Origin of the sequence: Pusillimonas sp. ANT_WB101 (assembly GCF_008369125.1) — a bacterium.
Taxonomy (GTDB): Bacteria; Pseudomonadota; Gammaproteobacteria; order Burkholderiales; family Burkholderiaceae_B; genus Allopusillimonas.
The window spans coordinates 613,192-633,347 of record NZ_VOAY01000003.1 but is presented as its reverse complement, the minus strand read 5'-3'; the positions used below and the strand labels follow the sequence as shown (position 1 = coordinate 633,347).

Sequence of the window (20,156 nt, the reverse complement as noted above, 5' to 3'; positions counted from 1 at the left end):
TACCTCGATCATGGCTTTTGAACCTGTCTACATTATTGACGGCGCACGCAGCCCCTTCCTGAAGGCGCGCAATGCGCCCGGGCCGTTCTCAGCCTCTGACCTTGCCGTGCAGGCAGGCCGTGAATTGCTGCTGCGCCAGCCTTTCAAACAGTCAGAGTTCAGCGAAGTCATCATCGGCTGCGCTGCCCCCTCGCCAGACGAAACCAACGTCGGTCGGGTCATCGCACTACGGCTGGGCTGCGGCGACAAAGTGCCCGGCTGGACCGTCATGCGTAACTGCGCCTCCGGCATGCAGGCACTATACTCTGCGGTCATGTCCATACAGACAGGCCGTTCAGATCTGGTGCTGGCTGGCGGTGTCGATGCCCTGTCACGCGCTCCCCTGCTGTTTAGTGATGATATGGTCAAGTGGCTGGCGGGCTGGGGCAAGGCACGCGGCGCAGGCCAGAAGCTGGCCATGTTTAAAACATTGCGTCTCAAGCATCTTGCACCCGTTATTGGCTTGTTGAAAGGGCTAACCGATCCCGTCGTCGGGCTTTCAATGGGGCAGACGGCCGAAATTCTAGCTGACCGCTTCGGGCTTGATCGGGCAACGCTAGACGCCTACGCAGCGCAAAGCCATCAACGCACCCTGGCCGCACAGCAGGCTGGCGCGTTCGATGAAATCGTGCCGCTTGCCGACACCAAAGGTCAGCTGTATGCAACCGACGATGGCGTACGCGACGACTCCACCCCCGAAAAACTCGCCAGACTCAAGCCCGTATTTGACCGCCCCTGGGGCAACATCACGGCCGGCAATAGCTCCCAGGTTACCGATGGCGCGGCCCTGCTCATTCTTGCCTCCGCCGCCACCGTGCAACACATGGGCCTAAAACCTATTGGGCGAATAGTCGATGTGCAATGGGCCGCGCTAGATCCATCCACCATGGGTCTTGGGCCCGTCTTCGCATCTACGCCCATTCTCGAGCGCCACCACCTTGGCCTTAATGACCTGGACCTCTGGGAAATCAACGAGGCGTTTGCCGCACAGGTGTTGGGGTGTCTGGCCGCCTGGAATGACGACCCGTGGTGCCAGCAGCATCTGGGCAGGCCGGCGCTGGGTCAACTTGACATGGCACGGCTAAATGTCGATGGCGGCGCCATTGCCATCGGCCATCCTGTGGGTGCATCGGGGGCACGCATTGTGCTGCATTTGCTACAGGCCTTGCGCGCGCGCAATCTCAAGCGCGGCATGGCCACCATTTGCATCGGCGGCGGCCAGGGCGGCGCCATGCTGGTTGAAACCTGCGACGAAAAGGTCTGAGCTATGAGTATGACAAACCACTTAAAATCCCTGGGTTTATCCAGTTTCCGCTGCCACATTGATACGCAAAACATTGCCTGGGTTGAAATCAACTGCCCCGGCATACCTGTCAATCGTCTATCGGGCGAGGTCGTGCATGAGCTTGGGCAACTGCTCGACTATTTCGACCGACAAACTCCCGCAGGCCTGGTGTTTATGTCTGGCAAAGAAGCCGGCTTTATCGCCGGCGCCGACATCGACGAATTCGCCGGGCTCGACACCCCAGAAAAAGCGCGACAACTCGTCGAGCGCGGCTGGGTCATGTTCAATCGGCTTGCCAGAGTTACCTACCCAACCCTGGCACTGATACGGGGCCATTGCCTTGGAGGCGGGCTTGAACTTGCCCTGGCATGCCGTTACCGTCTGGTGGTCGATCAACCTGGCACATCACTGGCACTGCCCGAGGTCATGCTGGGCATATTTCCGGGTTGGGGTGGCATGCGCCGCCTGCCTGAAACCATCGGTGCGCCTGCCGCGCTAGACATGATGCTGACAGGCCGTTCCGCAGACGCACGCAAGGCGAAACGTCTGGGTCTTGCCGATGGCATCGTCGCGCCGCGCCTGATGGAACAGGCCGCCTCGCAACTGGTACTCAGCGGCAAAAAGCGTCACCGAGCGAGCGGCATCCCTGCCTTAATGAATCATAAGCTGGCGCGCCCACTGGTCGTCAGGCAGGCTACCGCAAAACTCGACCAACGCGATCCCAAAAAACATTATCCCGCACCACGTGCCATTCTCGAAATCTGGGCCAAACACAACGGCAATGCGCTTGAGGCGCCCGGCCTGATCGACGCCATCGTACGCTCCGATACCGCGCGCAATCTGGTGCGGGTATTTCGTCTGCAGGAAAGGTTGAAGGCGTTCGGCAAGAAGGCCGATGGGGTCACCCGCGCCGGCCACGTGCATGTCGTGGGTGCGGGGGTTATGGGGGGTGACATCGCCGCCTGGTGCGCCCTGAAAGGTCTTAACGTAACCCTGCAAGACCAGGATCGTAACCGCATTGCCCTCGCTCAAGGCCGCGCCGGCAAACTGTTTGCACGCAAAAAGAAAGACCCACGCGAAGCCAGGGCGGCATTTGACCGTCTGGTGCCCGATCTCGACGGCAATGGGGTGGCGCACGCCGATATTGTCATCGAAGCCATCTTCGAAAATGCCGAGGCCAAGCGCGAACTGTATCGCGAGCTTGAAGCGCGCATGAAACCCACCGCCATTCTGGCCACCAACACATCGAGCCTGTCGCTCGAAACCTTGCGCACAGAACTCAAACGACCTGAGCGCTTTCTTGGCCTGCATTTTTTTAACCCCGTATCCCGCATGCCACTGGTTGAAGTAGTAGAAACCGATGGGGTTACCCCCGAAGCCCTGGCAGCGGCGTGCGCATTCACAGGCCAGATCGACAAGCTGCCTCTGCCCGTGCGCAGTACACCTGGCTTTCTCGTCAATGCCGTACTTGCACCCTATATGCTCGAAGCCATGCACTGCATTGACGAAGGCATCAGTAGCGAAACCATCGATGCCGCCATGACGGCATTTGGCATGCCCATGGGCCCCATCGAGCTCATCGACACAGTGGGCTTGGACATTGCACGCGATGCCGGGCAACAGCTTTCACCCGATACGCCTTTGCCCCGCTGCCTGGAAACCCGTCTGGCACGCAACAACCTGGGCCGTAAAACAGGCAAAGGGTTTTATGTTTGGAAGGACGACAAGCCTGTGAAACACTCGGCTGCAATAGCGCCTTCAGGCCTGGCCCAGCGGTTGGTTATGCCGTTAATCGAAAAAACACAAGCGCAGCTGACCAATGGGGTCGTGGCCGATGCCGATCTGGCAGATGCAGGGGTAATTTTCGGCACAGGGTTTGCACCCTTTACCGGAGGCCCTCTGCACTATCTGGCCACGCTTAAAGACGGGCAGCCTTACGCGCAAAGCCAAACAAAGCATCCAGAACAACCCCAAGCGCATGGGCCAGGTAACGAACAGGGCAGTACCCCCCAAAGCGATGGGGCAACGCCACCCCAATAACCACAAGCGCTACGGCACTAACCCATACGCCGATGAAGCCATGCCTTACAAATACAGTCATTCAACAGGAGGTAGCACCATGAAGCTCAAAACATCGCTACGCATTGTTTCAGCCCTCGTTCTGGGGCTAGGCGCTGCCGGTGCTCAAGCTGCAGGTTTCAATCTGCTAGAACAGACGGCAAGCGGTATCGGCAACAGCTACGCAGGCTCGGCGGCCAACCCCGAAAATGCCAGCACTATTTACTTCAACCCGGCCGGCATGAGCGAACTTGAAGGCGTTCAGCTATCAGGTGGTTTAACGGCTATTCGCCCGTCGTTCAAGTTCAAGAACGACGGCAGCACAGGGCCAGGGGGCGTCGTTCCCTTAGGCACCAACAACGGCGGCGATGCAGGCTCGTGGGGCTTTGTTCCCAATCTGTATGCATCATGGCAACTTGCACCACGATGGCATGTTGGTCTTGGCATTGGCGCCCCCTTCGGCCTGAGAACCGAATACGACGATGACTGGGTTGGGCGCTACCAATCGCGCGAATTTGACATCAAAACCATTAACATCAACCCTTCGGTTTCTTACAAGGTGAACGACCAGCTTTCGATTGGCGCCGGGGTCAATTACACCAAGCTCGATGCAACCTACCGCCGTGCGGCCTACATGCCTGGCGTGGGTGACCTTAACGCCAAGCTGAAAGCCGACGGCGATGGCTGGGGCTGGAATGCAGGCCTGCTTTACAAGGTTACGCCCGCGACGCGCATAGGGCTTTCATACCGCTCTACCGTCAAAATCAATGTCGACGGCAACACCAAAATAACGCACGACATGGCGGGCCTTATCGCCAAACGCGACGCCAGCACAACCGTCAAACTGCCAGACACAGCCATTCTCAGCGTGGCGCACGATCTGAACGAAAAATGGCAACTGCTGGCAGACGTTTCATGGACAGGCTGGAGCAGCATCAAGTCGCTTGATATCAACAACGGTGGCGCACCTTTCGATGATGAGCTCGAGCTCAAGTTCCGCGATACGTGGCGGGTCGCCCTGGGCGCCAACTACAAGTACAACGAACGCTGGACACTGCGCGGCGGTCTGGCATGGGATCAGTCGCCCATACGAAGCGACAAGTACCGACCAACCTCGCTACCTGACAACGATCGTTACTGGGCATCGATAGGCGCGCGGTATAGCCCCAATGACAAGCTTAGCGTCGACATTGGCTATGCCCATCTTTTCGTAAAGAGCACAAAAATCGATAACAACACCGATGCCACCAAGGGTCATGTCAAAGGCAAGTACAACTCCAAGGCCGACCTCATTGGCGTACAGGTGTCGTATCGTTTTTAAGCTACCCGGGCGCGCATGATCATGAACCTGTCACTGCTTCTGCGTATTCCAATAAAGTGGCGGGCCCGGGCTATGCGCGCTGGCTTTGCTTTACATCCGGCCTTTCGGCGCTCGGGAGGCCGCATCCAGTTGATCTCACCCGATCTGTCGCGTGTACGAATCAAGCTGCCCTTTAAACGAAGCACGCGCAATCTGGTTGGCTCACTGTATGGCGGCTCATTGTTTGCCATTACCGATGGCGTACATGTTGCCATGCTGCTGGCCCGATTGAGCAGCAATTTTATTGTTTGGGACAAGGCCGCTGCCATACGCTATCGGCGACCTGCATACACCAGTCTGTTCGCCGAATTTTGCATCAATCAAAAAGAAATCGATGACATCTGCAAGGAGATTGAAGAGAATGGAGAGACATCACGCAAATATACCGTAGAGCTGAAAGATCAGAACGGCGACATATACACCGTGGTAGAACGCATGATATACATTGCTGACAAGGCTTATTACAAGCAATCCAAGGTATCAAAAGGGGGATAGCGTATGGAACCCATCTGGCTCAAGAATTACCCGCAAGGGGTGCCAGCCGACATCAATGAAGAGGCTGCCGCCTATGATTCACTGGCCGCAATTTTCGAACAGAGTTGCGCAAAGCACGCCGGAAAAATCGCCTACTTCAGCATGGGCGCGCATATGTCGTACGCAGGTCTAGATGAAAAATCACGGTACTTTGCCGCATGGCTGCAATCCATTGGAATAAAAAAAGGCGACCGCGTGGCATTGATGATGCCCAATTTGCTGCAGTATCCAATATGCCTGTACGGCGCATTGCGTGCTGGCGCTGTCGTGGTCAATACCAACCCTCTTTATACCGCCACCGAACTCGAACATCAGCTGCACGACTCCGGCGCCGAAACCATTGTCATCGCCGAAAACTTTGCGCATACGCTGCAAGAGGCCCTGCCCAAAACACAAATCAAGAACATCGTGGTTACTGGGCTGGGCGACATGCTCGGCACTGTCAAAGGTGCCATTACCAACCTGGTAGTGCGCCATGTCAAGAAAATGGTGCCGGCCTATACGCTGCCAAACACAATCAGCTTCAAGCATGTGCTGGCCAAAGGTCGCACGTCACCTTATTCACGGCCCAAGCTTTGTCACGATGATCTGGCCTTGCTGCAATACACAGGCGGCACCACAGGCGTTGCCAAGGGCTGCATGTTAACGCACGGCAATATGGTGTCCAACGTCTGCCAGGCACATGCATGGATACGCCCTAATCTCGATGGCGGCAAAGAGTGCGTCGTCACTGCACTGCCGCTTTATCATATCTTTGCCCTGACGGCGAACTGCCTTACCTTTATCACCCTGGGTGCAAGCAATCTGCTCATCGTCAACCCACGTGACATCCCAGCCTTCATCAAGAGCATGGGCAGTGTCAGGTTTACCGCCATTACCGGCGTCAACACACTATTCAATGCCCTGCTCAACCATCCTGACTTTGCCAAGCTTAATTTTTCAAACTTAAAGTTCACGCTGGGCGGTGGTATGGCGGTGCAGCAAGTCATTGCCGAACGCTGGCTCAAGCTAACTGGCAAACCTCTGGCCCAGGCCTATGGGCTTACCGAGACGTCGCCCGCCGTAACCATTAACCCGCTCGACAAAAAGGAATTCACTGGCTCCATCGGGCTGCCTGTATCCTCCACTGAAATTGCCATACGTGATGGCGACGGCAACGACGTGGCCCAGGGCGAAACCGGCGAAATTTGCGTGCGTGGGCCGCAGGTCACACCTGGCTATTGGCAGCGCCCCGACGAAACCAGCAAGGTGTTTGACGCTGACGGGTTTCTTCATACCGGCGACATCGGGTATGTAAATGAAGAAGGTTATGTCTTTCTGCTTGACCGCAAAAAAGACATGATTAATGTGTCAGGGTTTAATGTTTACCCCAATGAAGTGGAAGCGGTGGCCATGGAGCACCCTGACGTGCGCGAAGTCGCTGCAGTAGGTGTACCGGACGAGCACTCCGGCGAAGTGGTTAAGCTGTTTGTCATACGAAAGAACAATCGCCTCACTGAAGAGGCCCTGATCAAGCATTGCCGCAGCAGTTTGACCGGCTACAAGACCCCAAAGTATGTCGAATTTCGTGAAGATCTGCCGCGCAGCAACGTAGGCAAGGTACTGCGTCGCGAACTAAAGAATGAACCTACGAGACCCTCTTGAAAGACATCTGGACGCAAAATTACCCACGCGGCGTACCTGCCGATATCACCGATGAAGCTCAGCGCTACGACTCACTACCTGCCTTGTTCGAAGAAAGCTGCAGACAGTTCGCCGACAATGTGGCATTCAGCAGCATGGGCACCAGCATCTCCTACGCTGAACTCGACGCACTAACGCGCCAGTTTGCCGCGTGGCTGCAGAATGTCGGCGTACAAAAAGGCGACCGCGTGGCGCTCATGATGCCTAATCTGCTGACCTACCCCGTGTGCATGTTCGGGGCCATGCGTGCGGGCGCTGTGGTAGTCAATACCAACCCACTCTATACATCTTCAGAACTGGCGCATCAGCTGGCCGATTCGGGTGCGCAAACCCTTATCATTGCCGAAAATTTTGCCCACACACTTGAGCCTGTGCTGCATAAAACTGACGTGCAGCATATTGTGTTGGCGACGCTGGGTGATTTGCTCGGCCCTCTAAAAGGCGTCATCACCAACTTTGCGGCCCGTTATATCAAAAAGCTGGTCCACCGCTATACCCTGCCAAATGTTGTCCCCTTGAAGCAAGCGCTAGCATTGGGCCGTACTGCGTCCTACACACGCCCCACGCTTACCCATGATGACCTTGCCCTGCTGCAGTACACCGGGGGCACCACGGGCGTTGCCAAGGGTGCCATGCTTTCACACGGCAACATGGTGTCCAACGTATGCCAGGCCCATGCCTGGGTCAGGCCGTACCTGAAACCGGGGCAAGAGTGTGTCGTCACCGCGCTGCCGCTGTATCACGTGTTTGCACTAACGGCCAACTGCCTCACCTTTATCAAGCTGGGCGGGCGCAACGTACTTATTGCTGATGCGCGCAATATCGCAGGGTTCGTCAAAACGCTTGCAAATGAACGGTTCACTGCCCTTACAGGTGTTAATACACTGTTCAATGCCCTGCTCAACAACCCTGGTTTTGCTTCCCTCGATTTTTCATCACTTAAGGTGACCCTGGGCGGGGGGATGGCTGTGCAAACCGTGATTGCAGAGCGCTGGCTCAAGGTTACCGGCCATCCGATAGCACAGGCCTACGGGCTGACCGAGGCCTCACCTGCCGTCAGCCTGAACCCACTGGACCGAACTGATTTTGATGGCTCCATCGGCATGCCGGTACCTTCTACCGATATCGCTATTCGCGATGACGACGGCAACGATGTGCCGCAGGGCCAAAGTGGCGAGATCTGCATACGAGGCCCGCAAGTCACGCGAGGCTACTGGAATCGGCCCGAAGAAACCGCTCTGGTATTCGACAGTGACGGTTATCTGCACACCGGCGATATCGGCTACATCAACGAGCGCGGGTATCTGTTTATCAACGACCGCAAGAAAGACATGATTATTGTGTCGGGGTTTAACGTGTACCCCAATGAGGTCGAAGCGGCAGCCATGCAGCACCCTGGCGTGCTCGAGGCCGCTGCCGTAGGGGTGCCGGACGAGCGCTCAGGTGAAACCGTGAAGCTGTTTGTGGTGCGCAAAGATCCCAACCTTACTCAGGCCGAAGTCATTAAACACTGTCGCAGCCTGCTTACCGGCTACAAAGCACCCAAACACGTCGAGTTTCGCGATGAGTTGCCACACAACAACGTAGGCAAAATACTACGGCGTGAACTGCGCAGTTTTGAAGCGTCTGCGGCCAAGCGGGCCGATGATTGATCGCCCCGACAGATTTTCTCATTGACATGGCACTGCTCACAGCTGGCACCAGGCTGCGCGCTCATCTATTACATACGCACGCAGGTTTCTGGTGCAGAGGTTCAGGCGTCTGCCCGAGCCGCTTTCTTCTACCGCGACAATGACAGAGCAGTATCTTCAATCATGTCTTCTTCCCCACCCACCATGCCACGGCACCCCATCTCAACCAAAATTTCACGAACCGGAACGCCATACTTCTGTTCACCACGCTTGGCAATCAGCAGAAATGAACTATAAACGCCGGCATAGCCCAGAGTCAGCGTGTACGTTCGGCAATTGGTGGCCTTGATGTTGTGGCGCATCACTTCGTTCGCCATGATCAGCTTAGCGGAACATCAGCACCTTCAAGTGATGCATATGCTAAATAGCCCAACTTCTTGAGCTCTGTTCAACCTGGGCGTACCACGACAAAAAGCCCCCGAATAGTCGGGGGCTTTTATCAGCTGTGCGGCCCACGTGCAGCTATGGGCCCGTGCAGACTGGGCTAGTAAGCCTGCCGCTGGCGACAGACGTTGGCTCGCATCAGATTACACGTACGGCTTCGAGAAGACGTACAACCGTCCAAGTTTTGTCGCGGGAGATCGGACGACCTTCTGCGATTTCGACGGTATCGCCTTCGTTGTACTGGTTGGTTTCGTCATGCGCCTTGTACTTATTGGAGCGCACGATGATTTTTCCAAAAACTGGATGCTTGACGCGGCGCTCAACGCGGACCACGACAGTTTTGTCCATTTTGTTGGAAACAACCTTGCCCACGAGGGTACGCTGGCGTTTTGCTGGTTGTGTAGTTTGGGTTTCGCTCATGTTACTTTCCTGCGTTCTCAGACAAGATGGTGCGTACACGCGCAATGTCACGGCGTACACGACCAAGCTGGCTGGTGTTGGAAAGCTGCTGGGTGGCACGCTGCATGCGCAGGTTAAATTGTGCCTTCAGCAGGCTCTCGAGCTCTGTGTTGAGCTCGGTGGCGTCTTTGGAACGGAGTTCGCTGGCTTTCATATCAGGCTCCTTAAGCACCAACTCGCCGCGACACGAATGTCGTGGAGATTGGCAACTTGGCGGCGGCCAGGCGGAAAGCTTCACGTGCAAGCTCTTCGCTTACACCTTCCATTTCGTACAACACCTTGCCGGGTTGAATTTCGGCGACCCAGAATTCAGGATTGCCCTTGCCTTTACCCATACGGACCTCGGCAGGCTTCTGCGAGATGGGCTTGTCAGGAAAGATGCGGATCCAGATGCGGCCACCACGCTTGATGTGGCGGTTGATCGCACGACGTGCAGCTTCGATTTGACGAGCAGTCAGTCGGCCACGGCCTGTGGCCTTGAGACCGAACTCGCCAAATGAAACCTGTGCACCGCGTGTTGCCAGACCCGTGTTGCGGCCTTTCTGCTCTTTGCGGTACTTTCTGCGTGAAGGTTGCAGCATGTTTATTCTCCTTCTGCAGCGGGCGCAGCCGAAGCAGCGGCCGGCGCAGCAGCGTCTTTACGAGGGCCTCCGCGACCACGACCACCACTCGGACGGCGACTGTCTGGACGGTCACCACGGGGGCGGCGCGCACGACGGTCGTCTTCACGGGGAGCGGCTGTCTCGGCGGGGTATTCGCCGTTAGGCAGCATGTCGCCCTTGTAGACCCATACCTTGATACCGATAATGCCGTAAGTCGTTTGGGCTTCGGCCGTACCGTAATCGATGTTAGCGCGCAGTGTGTGCAGTGGCACACGGCCTTCGCGATACCATTCGGTACGGGCGATCTCGATGCCGTTCAGTCGACCAGCGCTCATGATCTTGATGCCCTGGGCACCAAGACGCATGGCGTTCTGCATGGCGCGTTTCATGGCGCGGCGGAACATAATGCGCTTTTCGAGCTGCTGCGCGATAGAATCGGCAACGAGCTGGGCGTCGGTTTCAGGCTTGCGGATCTCTTCGATGTTGACGTGCACAGGCACGCCCATCAGGCGTTGAAGATCAGACTTCAGGCTTTCGATATCTTCGCCGCGCTTGCCGATAACCACACCCGGACGTGCCGAGTAAATGGTGATACGAGCATTTTTGGCGGGGCGTTCGATTACCACACGGCCAACCGAAGCAGACTTCAGCTTCTTTTTAAGATAAGCGCGTACGCGGATATCTTCGGCCAGCATGCCACCGAAAGCTTTGTCGTCAGCATACCAGCGCGAACTCCAGTTGCGGTTGACCGCAAGGCGGAACCCAATCGGGTGTATTTTCTGTCCCATTGTGACTCCCTTACGCGCCGACTTTGACCACAATGTGGCAAGTCTGCTTCTCGATTTGGTTACCGCGGCCTTTGGCACGTGCGGAAAAACGCTTCATCGAAGGGCCCTTGTCCACATAAATAGTGGTAACGCGGAGTTCATCGATATCAGCGCCGTCGTTGTGCTCGGCGTTGGCGATCGCGGACTCTAGCGCCTTTTTAAGGATGCCCGCGGCTTTTTTGGGGGTGAACGTCAAGATATTAAGCGCCTGGGCAACAGACTTGCCACGGATGAGATCCGCAACAATTCGTGTCTTCTGGGCCGAAATATGGACTCCACGGATAATAGCTCTAGTTTCCATCACTTACCTCTTGGACTTCTTGTCCGCAGCGTGACCCTTGAACGTACGGGTATGCGCGAACTCGCCGAGTTTGTGACCGACCATGTTCTCGTTGATATAAACGGGAACGTGCTGGCGGCCATTATGCACAGCAATCGTCAGCCCAATAAACTCGGGCAGGATGGTTGAACGGCGCGACCAGGTTTTGATCGGCTTTTTCTCTTTGCCTTCGACGGCCGCATCGACCTTTTTGATCAGATGCGCATCGACGAATGGGCCTTTTTTGATCGAACGTGACATGTTCTACGCCCCTTACTTGCGCTTGCGGCGCGAGACAATCATATTGTCTGTGCGCTTGTTACGACGGGTTCTGTAACCCTTGGCCGGCGTACCCCATGGGCTGACGGGCTCACGGCCCTCACCGGTACGACCCTCACCACCACCGTGCGGGTGATCGACAGGGTTCATTGCAACACCACGAACAGTCGGACGAATACCGCGCCAGCGCATTGCGCCAGCCTTGCCGTATTGACGCAGACTGTGATCGCCATTGCCGACTTCACCAATGGTTGCACGGCAATCGATATGCACGCGGCGAACTTCACCGGAGCGCAGACGCACTTGGGCGTATGTGCCTTCACGAGCCATCAGGACTGCCGAGGCACCTGCCGAGCGGGCCAACTGCGCGCCTTTGCCGGGAAGCATCTCAATGCAATGAATGGTGGTACCAACAGGAATGTTGCGGATGGGCAAGGTGTTGCCGGGACGGATGGGAGCATCCATACCAGACTGAACCGATGCACCAACTGCCAGGCCACGGGGAGCGATGATGTAGCGGCGCTCGCCGTCAGCGTAACAAACCAGCGCGATATGCGCAGTACGGTTGGGGTCGTATTCGAGGCGTTCAATCTTGCCAACAATGCCGTCTTTGTTGCGACGGAAATCGACGAGACGGTAATGCTGCTTGTGACCGCCCCCACGATGGCGCACAGTGATGTGACCATTGTTGTTACGGCCCGAGCCGCGTTTTTGCTTTTCGAGCAATGGCGCGTAGCCTGGACCTTTGTGCAGTTCGGCATGAACCACTTTGATCATGCCGCGGCGGCCAGCTGAAGTAGGCTTGACTTTTACGAGTGCCATTTAGTTCACCTCCGTAAAGTCGAGCTCTTGACCCGGCTTGAGCGAAACATAAGCCTTGCGCTCGTTGCGACGACGGCCCATGAATTTGCCGAAGCGCTTTTCTTTACCCTTGCGGTTAAGAACTTGCACGGACTCGACTTCGACCTTGAAAAGGAGCTCGACGGCGGCTTTGATCTCGGGCTTGGTGGCGTCAGCCACAACCCGGAAAGCGACCTGGTTGTTTTTTTCGGCGACCAGCGTAGCTTTTTCAGTTACGACGGGAGCCAGGATAACTTGCAATAAGCGTTCGGCGTTCATCCCAACATCTCCTCGAGTTGAGCGATAGCCGGCCGGGTGATCAGCACTTTTTTGTAGTGGATCAGCGACAACGGATCGGCGTAACGCGGTTCAACCACGGCAACATGCGGCAGGTTGCGGGTAGCGAGATACACGTTTTCGTCGAGCACGTCAGTGATGATAAGCACCGACTCAAGACCCATGCTTTTCAGCTTTTCAGCAGCAAGACGGGTTTTGGGAGTGTCGAGCGAGAAAGTGTCAACCACGGCGATACGGTCTTCACGAGCCAGCTGAGAGAGAATCGCACGAATACCAGCGCGATACATCTTCTTGTTGACTTTGTGGGAGAAGTTTTCGTCGGGCGAGTTAGGAAATGCACGACCACCTCCACGCCAGATAGGCGAGGACGTCATACCGGAGCGGGCGCGGCCCGTACCTTTTTGGCGCCAAGGCTTCTTGGTGCTGTGCTTGACGGTGTCACGACCCTTTTGCGCACGGTTACCCAGGCGAGCGTTGGCCTGGAAGGCCACGACGACCTGATGCACGAGCGCTTCGTTGAAGTCGCGACCGAACACGGTGTCAGGTGCGTCAAATGTGGAAGCAGATTGACCCTGGTCATTCAGGAGCTTGAGTTCCATGATTAGGCTCCTTTTACGGCCGACATTTTGATAGCGGGACGCACGACGATGTTGGCATTTTTGTGGCCGGGGACTGCGCCCTTAACCAACAATAAGCCACGTTCGGCATCGACACGCACAATGTCGAGGTTTTGGACGGTGCGGGTAGCATCACCCAAGTGGCCCGACATTTTTTTGCCGGCGAAGACGCGACCTGGATCCTGGGCCATACCCGTAGAACCTGGAACGCGGTGCGAACGCGAGTTACCATGGGAAGCGTTTTGACCACTGAAGTGGTGACGCTTGATGGTGCCGGCAAAGCCTTTACCAATCGTGGTACCTGTAACGTCAACTTTTTGCCCTGCTTCGAATACGCTTTCGACAGCCACCACTGCGCCGGCTGCAAACTCAGCGGCCTTGGCGGGATCGAGACGGAATTCTTTCAGGATGCTACCGGCTTCTGCACCGGCTTTGGCGTAATGCCCTGCTTGTGGCTTGGTAACGCGGCTTGCGCGACGAGTACCATAAGCCAGTTGTACAGCCGCATAGCCATCAACTTCTGGCGACTTGACCTGAGTAACGCGGTTATTCGACACGTCCAGTACTGTCACCGGGATGGACTCGCCTTCCTCGGTAAAAATACGGGTCATGCCGACTTTACGCCCCACAAGGCCCAGCCGGTAAGCGGCAGGCGTAGGTGTCGAGTTCGACATCGTTTTCTCCATTCCCGACTACGATTGGTCGGGGCTAATTGCCGTGCGCGCAGGCTGCCTAGCCCTTGCACACATAAATTTCTTGAATCCAAAATGCTTTTTTGGTCAAGCCTTGCACTTTAGCATGCTGATGGCAAGTAGTGCAAGCGAAACCAGAGCAGCTTTGCCAGGCGGTGATGCCTGTAGTAGCAAAGCCACATACGCCCCTGATGTGGGCGTAGTTTATTGGCCTTCAGGGCACATTGGTGGGGTCGTAACTACCCACGGCGATCATTAGATCACCCTGTTTTCGAAAATAGGTACGTTTGCCTTCGATGCGACCCGTCATGGGGTTGATCCATAAGTAATCAAGCGAGCCGCGACCATCGCGTTGGGCGGCCTCGACCATCTCACGCACGGGATTGCGTCCGCTCGCGTCAAGCAACGCGACGGCATTGCTGCCCACCAGGCTGGGTGTAGCGCCATGAGCAACAAAGGTGCCGGTACGGGTGTCGACGGCAAACACGTAGAGATCATCGTGCTTGAAAGGCCCTTTGGGATCTTGGAAGGCACTTAGTGCCTCTGACGGCCTTTGCTCAAGTTCAAGTAGCGCAGCGCGCAACATGGCTCTGGCCTCTGTGCGCGTGCCACGCTCGGGGAAAAACCCCACCGCTACGATAACGTCTCCCACCCTTACGAAATTTGTGACCTTGCGTGTTTCATTGGCGCTGGCAGGGTTGTACCAAAAGTATTGCACCTGCCCGCGTTGCTGCTCGCGGGCCAGCGAAATTATGCGATCAAAGAAGTGGTTGCCGTGGGTATCGGTTTCGTCCGCCACGTTCTGCCCCACCAGCGATGCCGACCATCCGCCGCTGCCCAGCAACACACCGTCCATGCCAAGCGCAAATACATACAGGTCGCGATCAACAAATTGTGGCAGATGGCTAAAGTCACGAGCACCTTCAGTACCGTGAGTGCGGACATACTGCTCCGCCGAGTTAAGTAGAGCCTGGGCCCGTTGCTCTGCCAACGAGACCACGCGCTGTCGCGTAACTTGCGGGGCGTCGAGGCCTACGTTCTCCGCCTGCGCCAATTGAATGTAACCGGCTTCAGGTATCGCCGGCTGGGCGGCGGCGAGCGACATGTTGATGAGCCCCCCAACCGTGGCCAGTAGCAGGCAAAAAGTAGAGGTTGTGTATTTAAGCATGGCTGCTCTCATTGTTTAGTAGCCCATCAGGCCCGGCAACCATAACGACAGCGACGGGACAAAGGCGATGATGAAAATAGCTATCGTGAGCGCGATCACGAACGGCATGATACGCGAGACAATATCCTCGACGCTGGCCCCCCCTACTCCAGATGCCACAAACAGGTTTTCACCCAATGGCGGTGTCATAAAGCCCACAGACAGTGTGCAGATCAGGACGATACCCACATGGGTAGGATCGGCACCCATCATGTACATAACAGGCAGCAGCACGGGCACGAGAATCATGATGGCCGCGAGCGTTTCCATGAACATGCCAACAAACAGCAGGAAAATAATCAACAAGGTCCAGATCAGATAAATATTGCTAGTCAATGCCAACAATGATTCGGCGATCTGGGCCGGTATGCGCTGCTCGACCAGCAGGCGCCCGAATACCGTCGCTGAAAAAAGAATCAACAACACACGCCCGGTAATCCAGGTTGTTGTGCGAAGCGACAGCAAAATGGCCTTGAACGTCAACTCACGATGCAGAAAGATACCAACGAAAGCCGTGTAGAAAATCGCGACAACTGCTGACTCAGTAGGTGTGAAAAAACCCGCGTAAATGCCGCCCAGAATAATGATAGGAGCGAGGATAGACCACACGCCTTTGCGCAACGCACGGCCCATTTCAGGTACGGACCATGATTCCGTCAGACCCGCGTAATTGTTCTTGCGGGAGATAAAGTAATTCATAACCAACAATGCGCTCGCCATGAGCAGACCCGGCACCACGCCAGCAATAAACAGTTTGGATATGGATACCGAACTGAACTGCCCGAACTTGCTTACGGCCTCGGAGGGCGGCTGCATACCCAGCGCCGAAATACCGAAGATCACCATGGGAATGGAAGGTGGAATGATAATGCCCAGGCCACCTGCCGAAGCGGTGATCGCAGAGGCGTATTTCACATCGTACTTCCGCTTGACCATGGCAGGTATCATCAGCATACCTACGGCCGCCGTTGTGGCGGGCCCCGACCCTGATATGGCGCCAAAGAAAAGGCAGGCCAGTACCGTGGCAACACCAAGACCACCCGTAGTCGGGCCGGCTACGGTCTCGGCAAGGTCAACCAACCGTTTTGAAATGCCGGCCGCCTCCATCAGCGCACCCGCCAAAACAAACGCCGGCAAAGCCATCAACGGAAACTTCCCGACTGACGTAAAGGCTATCTGAACAAAAGAGATGGGGTCTTTCCCGAGTGCCAGAAAGGCCACCATGGCGGCACCGGCTAAAGACACCGTAATCGGCGCACCGATCAACAACAGCAGGAAAAACCCGCCAAAAAGAATACTAACTGTGTACTGTTCCATGATTTGTCTGCCCGTTATACGACGTGTGACTTGGCAACTGCTTTGAGGGCTTCCAGCTCTTCTGCCTCTGGATCGAGCAGCTCGACATGCTTGAAGAGCTTCAAGTAGTTGTTCCAGAGAATGTGCACAGACATCAACACAAAGGTCACCGGTAAAATCATGTAGAAATATTTCATTGGAATTCCGGTCGTCTGCGATTTCCAGAACAGGTTCATGCGATGAAACACAAAGTCATAACTGAGCCAGGTAAAGTACAGATTGAAAATCACCCACAGCAGGTCAGCAAAGGTCTCACTCACTTTTTGGACAATAGGCGGGAAAAACCTGAACTGAAAGGCAACCCGGTTGTGCGCCGACATTTTTGCAGCCACCACCGCGCCCAGGTAGGCAAACCATACAAACATGTAGGTAGCCAGCTCTTCACCCCAGGGGATGGTGTAGTAAAAAAATTGACGCGCAATAATCTGTACGAACAGCAACGTAACGAAAACAGCCAGCAGCAACTCGCAGACATGCTCTTCGATATGGCTTAAATATTTCTTAATGGATCCTGGTGCAGACATGTCTCTCTCCGTGTTTTTTTTGCGTTTGAGCCGCCCGTATCAATCAGAAAAGCGAAGGGCGCATAGCCGCGCCCTCCGTTCATCTGTGACGCGGATCAGCGCCCCAGCACTTTCAATACATGATCAAGCTTTGCCTTGCCACCGATCTGGTCATAGAAAACAGGCCATACTTTCGTGGTTGCCGCTTCAATCCAAGGCTTTTCATCGTCTGCAGGATCAACGATTTCCATGCCAAGGTCTGTCAGCTCTTTTTTGATGCGATCTTCGGTTAGCTTAAGCCACTCAAGACTGTGCTCGCTAGCGGCCACGCCGGCTTCAAGCATGGCTTTCTGCGTTGCGGCATCTTGCGACTTAAATATTTGCTCACTGACGATAATCGGCTCAAGCGAGAAAACATAACGCAAGTTGGTGATGTACTTTTGCACCTCATTGAACTTCATCGCCGACACAGTAATGTAAGGGTTATCTTGCCCGTCCACCACTTTCTGCTGCAGGGCAGGGAAGGTTTCCGTCCATGCCATGGGGGTCGGGTTAATACCCCACGACCTATACGACTCAATCATTACTTCATTTTGTGGCACACGCACTTTCAGCTCTTTCAGGTCATCGAGCGTACGCACCGGGCGCTTGGAGTTGGTCAGCACACGAAAGCCTGAATAAGACCAGCCCAAAATACGCACACCGGCATCCCTGATCGTGTTTTCAGTCAGCTCCTTGCCAACTTCGCCCATCGTCAGTTTGTATGCCTCATCAGCACTCTGGATCACATAAGGCAGAGTCAGTACGGCAACACTTGGTGAAAAAGGCGTGATGTTGTTAATGGCCAGCACCGAGAAATCAAGCAGGCCCATGGCCGCATCATTAACCGTGGCCTGCTCGTCTCCCAGTTGCCCGTTAGGGAAGAGCTGTACTTCGTGCTTGGTCTTTTCCTGCAAGACTTCTGCAAACTTGCTGGCCATCTCCCACTGGGTGCCACCGGCAGCATCACCGACAGCGACCTTGAAGGTTGTAGCGTGCGCCGATGACGCCATGACGGCGGCAGCAACAAAAATATTAGCAAGCAATGTTGTTTTGAAATTCAAGGTTGTCTCCGATTTTTATAGAAAATAATGGCGTATTCACGCCGTACAGCGAAAACTTATGCAGCCTCATCCTTATAGTGATACCAGCGGTACAGGAAGCGCTGGCCCATGCGTCTAAATGGAGCAAACGCCTCGGACACCACTTTTTCACGGATGTTGGGAAAGGGCAGTCGGGACTTGAAAATGGGCAGGTCCAGTTCGCCGCCTTTTCCGGCTATCAATTGCGCCAGTCGCTTACCAGCCTGCGCCGAGTACATGACACCGTTGCCGCCATAACCCAGGGAGTAATAAATGGTTTGTGACGGATCCGGCTGATAGATGCGGGGCATCATGTCATGGCTCACATCGACCCATCCCCACCATGAGTAGTCAATTTCTACGCCTTTGAGCGAAGGAAACTTACGGTGCAGGTCACGTATGAGTAACTGCTCGTATTTTTTTTCTGGCGCATCACGGCCTGTGATTGCACTGCGACTGCCAATCTGCACCCGGTTATCTGGCATCAGGCGATAGTAATGGCGCAGCACCCGCGTATCCGTTGCAAACTGCGTGCTATGAAAGCCTGCTGCTTCGACTTCGGCCTGAGTGAGCGGGCGTGTCACGATTGAGTTGGACAGAATGGGCAGTATGCGATTTTTCAGTTCGCGGTGCAGACCATTTGACGTGTATCCGCCTGTGGCCACACCAACTGCACGTGCACGCACTGTGCCACCCGGCGTCTTCAAATAATGAAAGCCCCCACGCGTTTCCCACCCTTGAACCGGGCTGGAAGGATGCACCTTGGCACCCAATGCGCGCGCCTTTTTCAGGTAGCCAAATGCCAGCTTGCCGGCATGAATACCTATACCTTCAGGCTCTTGCATGGCACCGCAGGCTTCATGGTCATCTATCCACTTTGACCGCACCGTGTGAGCGTCGAGCATTTTCACATCGTAATTAAAGGTATCGCGCAGCAGCTTGGCTTCCTTCTCCAGCACGGGCATGATGCGGTCGCGGTGCGCGATGTACAGGTGCCCGCCAGGCTGTGCTTCACATTCGATGTCACGGGTCAACGTCTTGAAGGTTTCCATGCCATCAACGCATTCCTGGTGCATCTTCAAGGCAACGTCCAGGCCCCAACGCTCAATCCATTGCGAACGCTTCAAGCGACCCGACGCACACTGCGCCTGGCCACCATTACGTGTACTGCAGCCCCATGCCGAACGATTGGCCTCAAGAACAGTCGCCTTGATACCATGCTCCTGCGCGAGAAAGATGGCAGCGGTCAGCCCGGTATAGCCTGAACCGATAATGGCCACGTCAACTTCTATGTCATGCTCGATTGGGCCATCGTCGCCGGGTGGCTCGCCCGCTGTGCCTATCCAGTAAGTCGATGCGTAGTCACGGCCTTTGCCAGGCGACGTGTCTACCAGAGGATCATACTGAGGGTCATACGGCCCTTGCGCGTCTGTGGCGCGGTCAGTATCGATGCTATTTACAGTACGTTGTGTGTCCATGGTGCCATCTCGCAATTTGAAAACGCTTGTGGCGTATCAGGCCGCAACGGCGGGCTGAACGGGGCGATTCTTGCGAAACGCGTTCTTGACTGCAATCTTGCCATCACGGAAGGTGAACACATCGACCATACGGGCCTCGATGCGTGTGCCGTCGGCGTTAGTGCCACTGAAGGTGCACTCAGATACACCGCGGTCGCCGGTCACAAAATGCGTGGCGTCTTTCCAGGCGGCATCCGGTATGGTCTGCCATGCCATCTCAAAACCCTTGTGAACTTCCTCGGTTCCCTTGAAGGTAGAGCCCAGAACACCAGGACCGGCCACCGTGTAGAACACACAATCGTCGGTAACCATGCTCATCAATGCGTCAATGTCGTGACGATTCCATGCATCACCAAATGCTTCCAGTAGTTGGACTGTGGCCTGACTCATTCTGTGTCTCCCTCTTTGAACAGACTTTTGCGAACAACCTTCAAGGTTGAACTATTGAGTCTGTAAGATAAGAGATTGCGCCTGAAGACCATAGGG

At 55.5% G+C, this 20,156-nt stretch carries 22 protein-coding genes and 1 pseudogene; 6 read left to right on the top strand and 17 right to left on the bottom strand.

Translation table 11 applies throughout. The features are described 5' to 3' along the window. Positions 1 to 10: 10 nt before the first annotated feature. The 6 genes from FQ179_RS15630 to FQ179_RS15605 all read left to right on the top strand — a co-directional run bounded on the left by FQ179_RS15630 (position 11) and on the right by FQ179_RS15605 (position 8,611). Complete coding sequence (locus tag FQ179_RS15630; RefSeq protein WP_149398220.1) at positions 11 to 1,303, top strand: acetyl-CoA C-acetyltransferase; 1,293 nt, start codon at positions 11 to 13, stop codon at positions 1,301 to 1,303. Positions 1,304 to 1,312: 9 nt separating this feature from the next. Next, the gene (locus FQ179_RS15625; protein ID WP_149398219.1) at positions 1,313 to 3,364 is read left to right on the top strand and encodes a 3-hydroxyacyl-CoA dehydrogenase NAD-binding domain-containing protein; all 2,052 of its coding nucleotides are present in this window, start codon (positions 1,313 to 1,315) and stop codon (positions 3,362 to 3,364) included. A 79-nt stretch (positions 3,365 to 3,443) separates the two neighbouring features. Further along, entirely contained in the window at positions 3,444 to 4,703 is a 1,260-nt protein-coding gene (locus FQ179_RS15620) for an OmpP1/FadL family transporter (protein ID WP_149398218.1), read from the top strand. Positions 4,704 to 4,724: 21 nt separating this feature from the next. Beyond that, positions 4,725 to 5,237 carry a PaaI family thioesterase gene (locus tag FQ179_RS15615; protein ID WP_149398217.1) on the top strand — a complete coding sequence of 171 codons (513 nt, stop codon included), beginning with the start codon at positions 4,725 to 4,727 and terminating at the stop codon, positions 5,235 to 5,237. Positions 5,238 to 5,240: 3 nt separating this feature from the next. Continuing rightward, positions 5,241 to 6,920, top strand: coding sequence for an AMP-binding protein (locus tag FQ179_RS15610; RefSeq protein ID WP_149398216.1), 1,680 nt, complete (start codon positions 5,241 to 5,243; stop codon positions 6,918 to 6,920). Continuing rightward, the gene (locus FQ179_RS15605) at positions 6,917 to 8,611 is read left to right on the top strand and encodes an AMP-binding protein (protein WP_149398215.1); all 1,695 of its coding nucleotides are present in this window, start codon (positions 6,917 to 6,919) and stop codon (positions 8,609 to 8,611) included. Before FQ179_RS15610 ends, FQ179_RS15605 begins: the two co-directional genes overlap by 4 nt. A 128-nt stretch (positions 8,612 to 8,739) precedes the next feature. Here the strand turns inward: FQ179_RS15605 and FQ179_RS15600 are convergent. The 17 genes and pseudogenes from FQ179_RS15600 to FQ179_RS15520 all read right to left on the bottom strand — a co-directional run. Continuing rightward, positions 8,740 to 8,910: pseudogene (locus FQ179_RS15600) on the bottom strand (4-hydroxy-2-oxovalerate aldolase); the annotation flags it as partial. Positions 8,911 to 9,172: 262 nt separating this feature from the next. Continuing rightward, positions 9,173 to 9,454 (bottom strand): 30S ribosomal protein S17, encoded by a 282-nt coding sequence (gene rpsQ, locus FQ179_RS15595; RefSeq protein WP_149398214.1) that lies wholly within the window; start codon positions 9,452 to 9,454, stop codon positions 9,173 to 9,175. Position 9,455: 1 nt separating this feature from the next. Further along, on the bottom strand, positions 9,456 to 9,647 hold the full coding sequence (rpmC, locus tag FQ179_RS15590; RefSeq protein WP_149398213.1) for a 50S ribosomal protein L29: 192 nt from the start codon (positions 9,645 to 9,647) through the stop codon (positions 9,456 to 9,458). 10 nt (positions 9,648 to 9,657) lie between these two features. Beyond that, positions 9,658 to 10,074, bottom strand: a complete 417-nt coding sequence (gene rplP / locus FQ179_RS15585; protein WP_137238738.1) for a 50S ribosomal protein L16 — start codon at positions 10,072 to 10,074, stop codon at positions 9,658 to 9,660. Positions 10,075 to 10,076: 2 nt separating this feature from the next. Then, positions 10,077 to 10,883: a 30S ribosomal protein S3 gene (rpsC, locus tag FQ179_RS15580; protein WP_149398212.1), complete on the bottom strand. Its 807-nt coding sequence runs from the start codon at positions 10,881 to 10,883 to the stop codon at positions 10,077 to 10,079. Between the two features lie 10 nt (positions 10,884 to 10,893). Continuing rightward, positions 10,894 to 11,223: a 50S ribosomal protein L22 gene (gene rplV / locus FQ179_RS15575; protein ID WP_149398211.1), complete on the bottom strand. Its 330-nt coding sequence runs from the start codon at positions 11,221 to 11,223 to the stop codon at positions 10,894 to 10,896. Positions 11,224 to 11,226: 3 nt separating this feature from the next. Continuing rightward, positions 11,227 to 11,502 carry a 30S ribosomal protein S19 gene (gene rpsS, locus FQ179_RS15570; protein ID WP_149398210.1) on the bottom strand — a complete coding sequence of 92 codons (276 nt, stop codon included), beginning with the start codon at positions 11,500 to 11,502 and terminating at the stop codon, positions 11,227 to 11,229. Between the two features lie 12 nt (positions 11,503 to 11,514). Next, entirely contained in the window at positions 11,515 to 12,342 is an 828-nt protein-coding gene (gene rplB, locus FQ179_RS15565) for a 50S ribosomal protein L2 (protein WP_149398209.1), read from the bottom strand. Next, positions 12,343 to 12,639: a 50S ribosomal protein L23 gene (gene rplW, locus FQ179_RS15560; RefSeq protein WP_137238742.1), complete on the bottom strand. Its 297-nt coding sequence runs from the start codon at positions 12,637 to 12,639 to the stop codon at positions 12,343 to 12,345. After that, a complete protein-coding gene (gene rplD / locus FQ179_RS15555) occupies positions 12,636 to 13,256 on the bottom strand; it encodes a 50S ribosomal protein L4 (protein ID WP_149398208.1) in 621 nt (206 codons plus the stop codon). The genes rplW and rplD overlap by 4 nt, the downstream gene beginning before the upstream one ends. A 2-nt stretch (positions 13,257 to 13,258) precedes the next feature. After that, positions 13,259 to 13,948 carry a 50S ribosomal protein L3 gene (gene rplC, locus FQ179_RS15550; RefSeq protein WP_180117806.1) on the bottom strand — a complete coding sequence of 230 codons (690 nt, stop codon included), beginning with the start codon at positions 13,946 to 13,948 and terminating at the stop codon, positions 13,259 to 13,261. A gap of 232 nt (positions 13,949 to 14,180) precedes the next feature. Then, positions 14,181 to 15,134 (bottom strand): cache domain-containing protein, encoded by a 954-nt coding sequence (locus FQ179_RS15545; RefSeq protein ID WP_188074626.1) that lies wholly within the window; start codon positions 15,132 to 15,134, stop codon positions 14,181 to 14,183. Between the two features lie 15 nt (positions 15,135 to 15,149). Further along, complete coding sequence (locus FQ179_RS15540; protein WP_149398205.1) at positions 15,150 to 16,490, bottom strand: TRAP transporter large permease; 1,341 nt, start codon at positions 16,488 to 16,490, stop codon at positions 15,150 to 15,152. 14 nt (positions 16,491 to 16,504) lie between these two features. Then, the gene (locus FQ179_RS15535; protein WP_149398204.1) at positions 16,505 to 17,053 is read right to left on the bottom strand and encodes a TRAP transporter small permease; all 549 of its coding nucleotides are present in this window, start codon (positions 17,051 to 17,053) and stop codon (positions 16,505 to 16,507) included. A gap of 95 nt (positions 17,054 to 17,148) precedes the next feature. Further along, positions 17,149 to 18,135 (bottom strand): TRAP transporter substrate-binding protein, encoded by a 987-nt coding sequence (locus FQ179_RS15530; RefSeq protein WP_255475012.1) that lies wholly within the window; start codon positions 18,133 to 18,135, stop codon positions 17,149 to 17,151. A gap of 56 nt (positions 18,136 to 18,191) precedes the next feature. After that, positions 18,192 to 19,631, bottom strand: a complete 1,440-nt coding sequence (locus tag FQ179_RS15525) for an FAD-binding oxidoreductase (protein WP_149398203.1) — start codon at positions 19,629 to 19,631, stop codon at positions 18,192 to 18,194. A 36-nt stretch (positions 19,632 to 19,667) separates the two neighbouring features. Further along, positions 19,668 to 20,060: a nuclear transport factor 2 family protein gene (locus FQ179_RS15520; RefSeq protein WP_149398202.1), complete on the bottom strand. Its 393-nt coding sequence runs from the start codon at positions 20,058 to 20,060 to the stop codon at positions 19,668 to 19,670. Between the last annotated feature and the right edge of the window lie 96 nt (positions 20,061 to 20,156).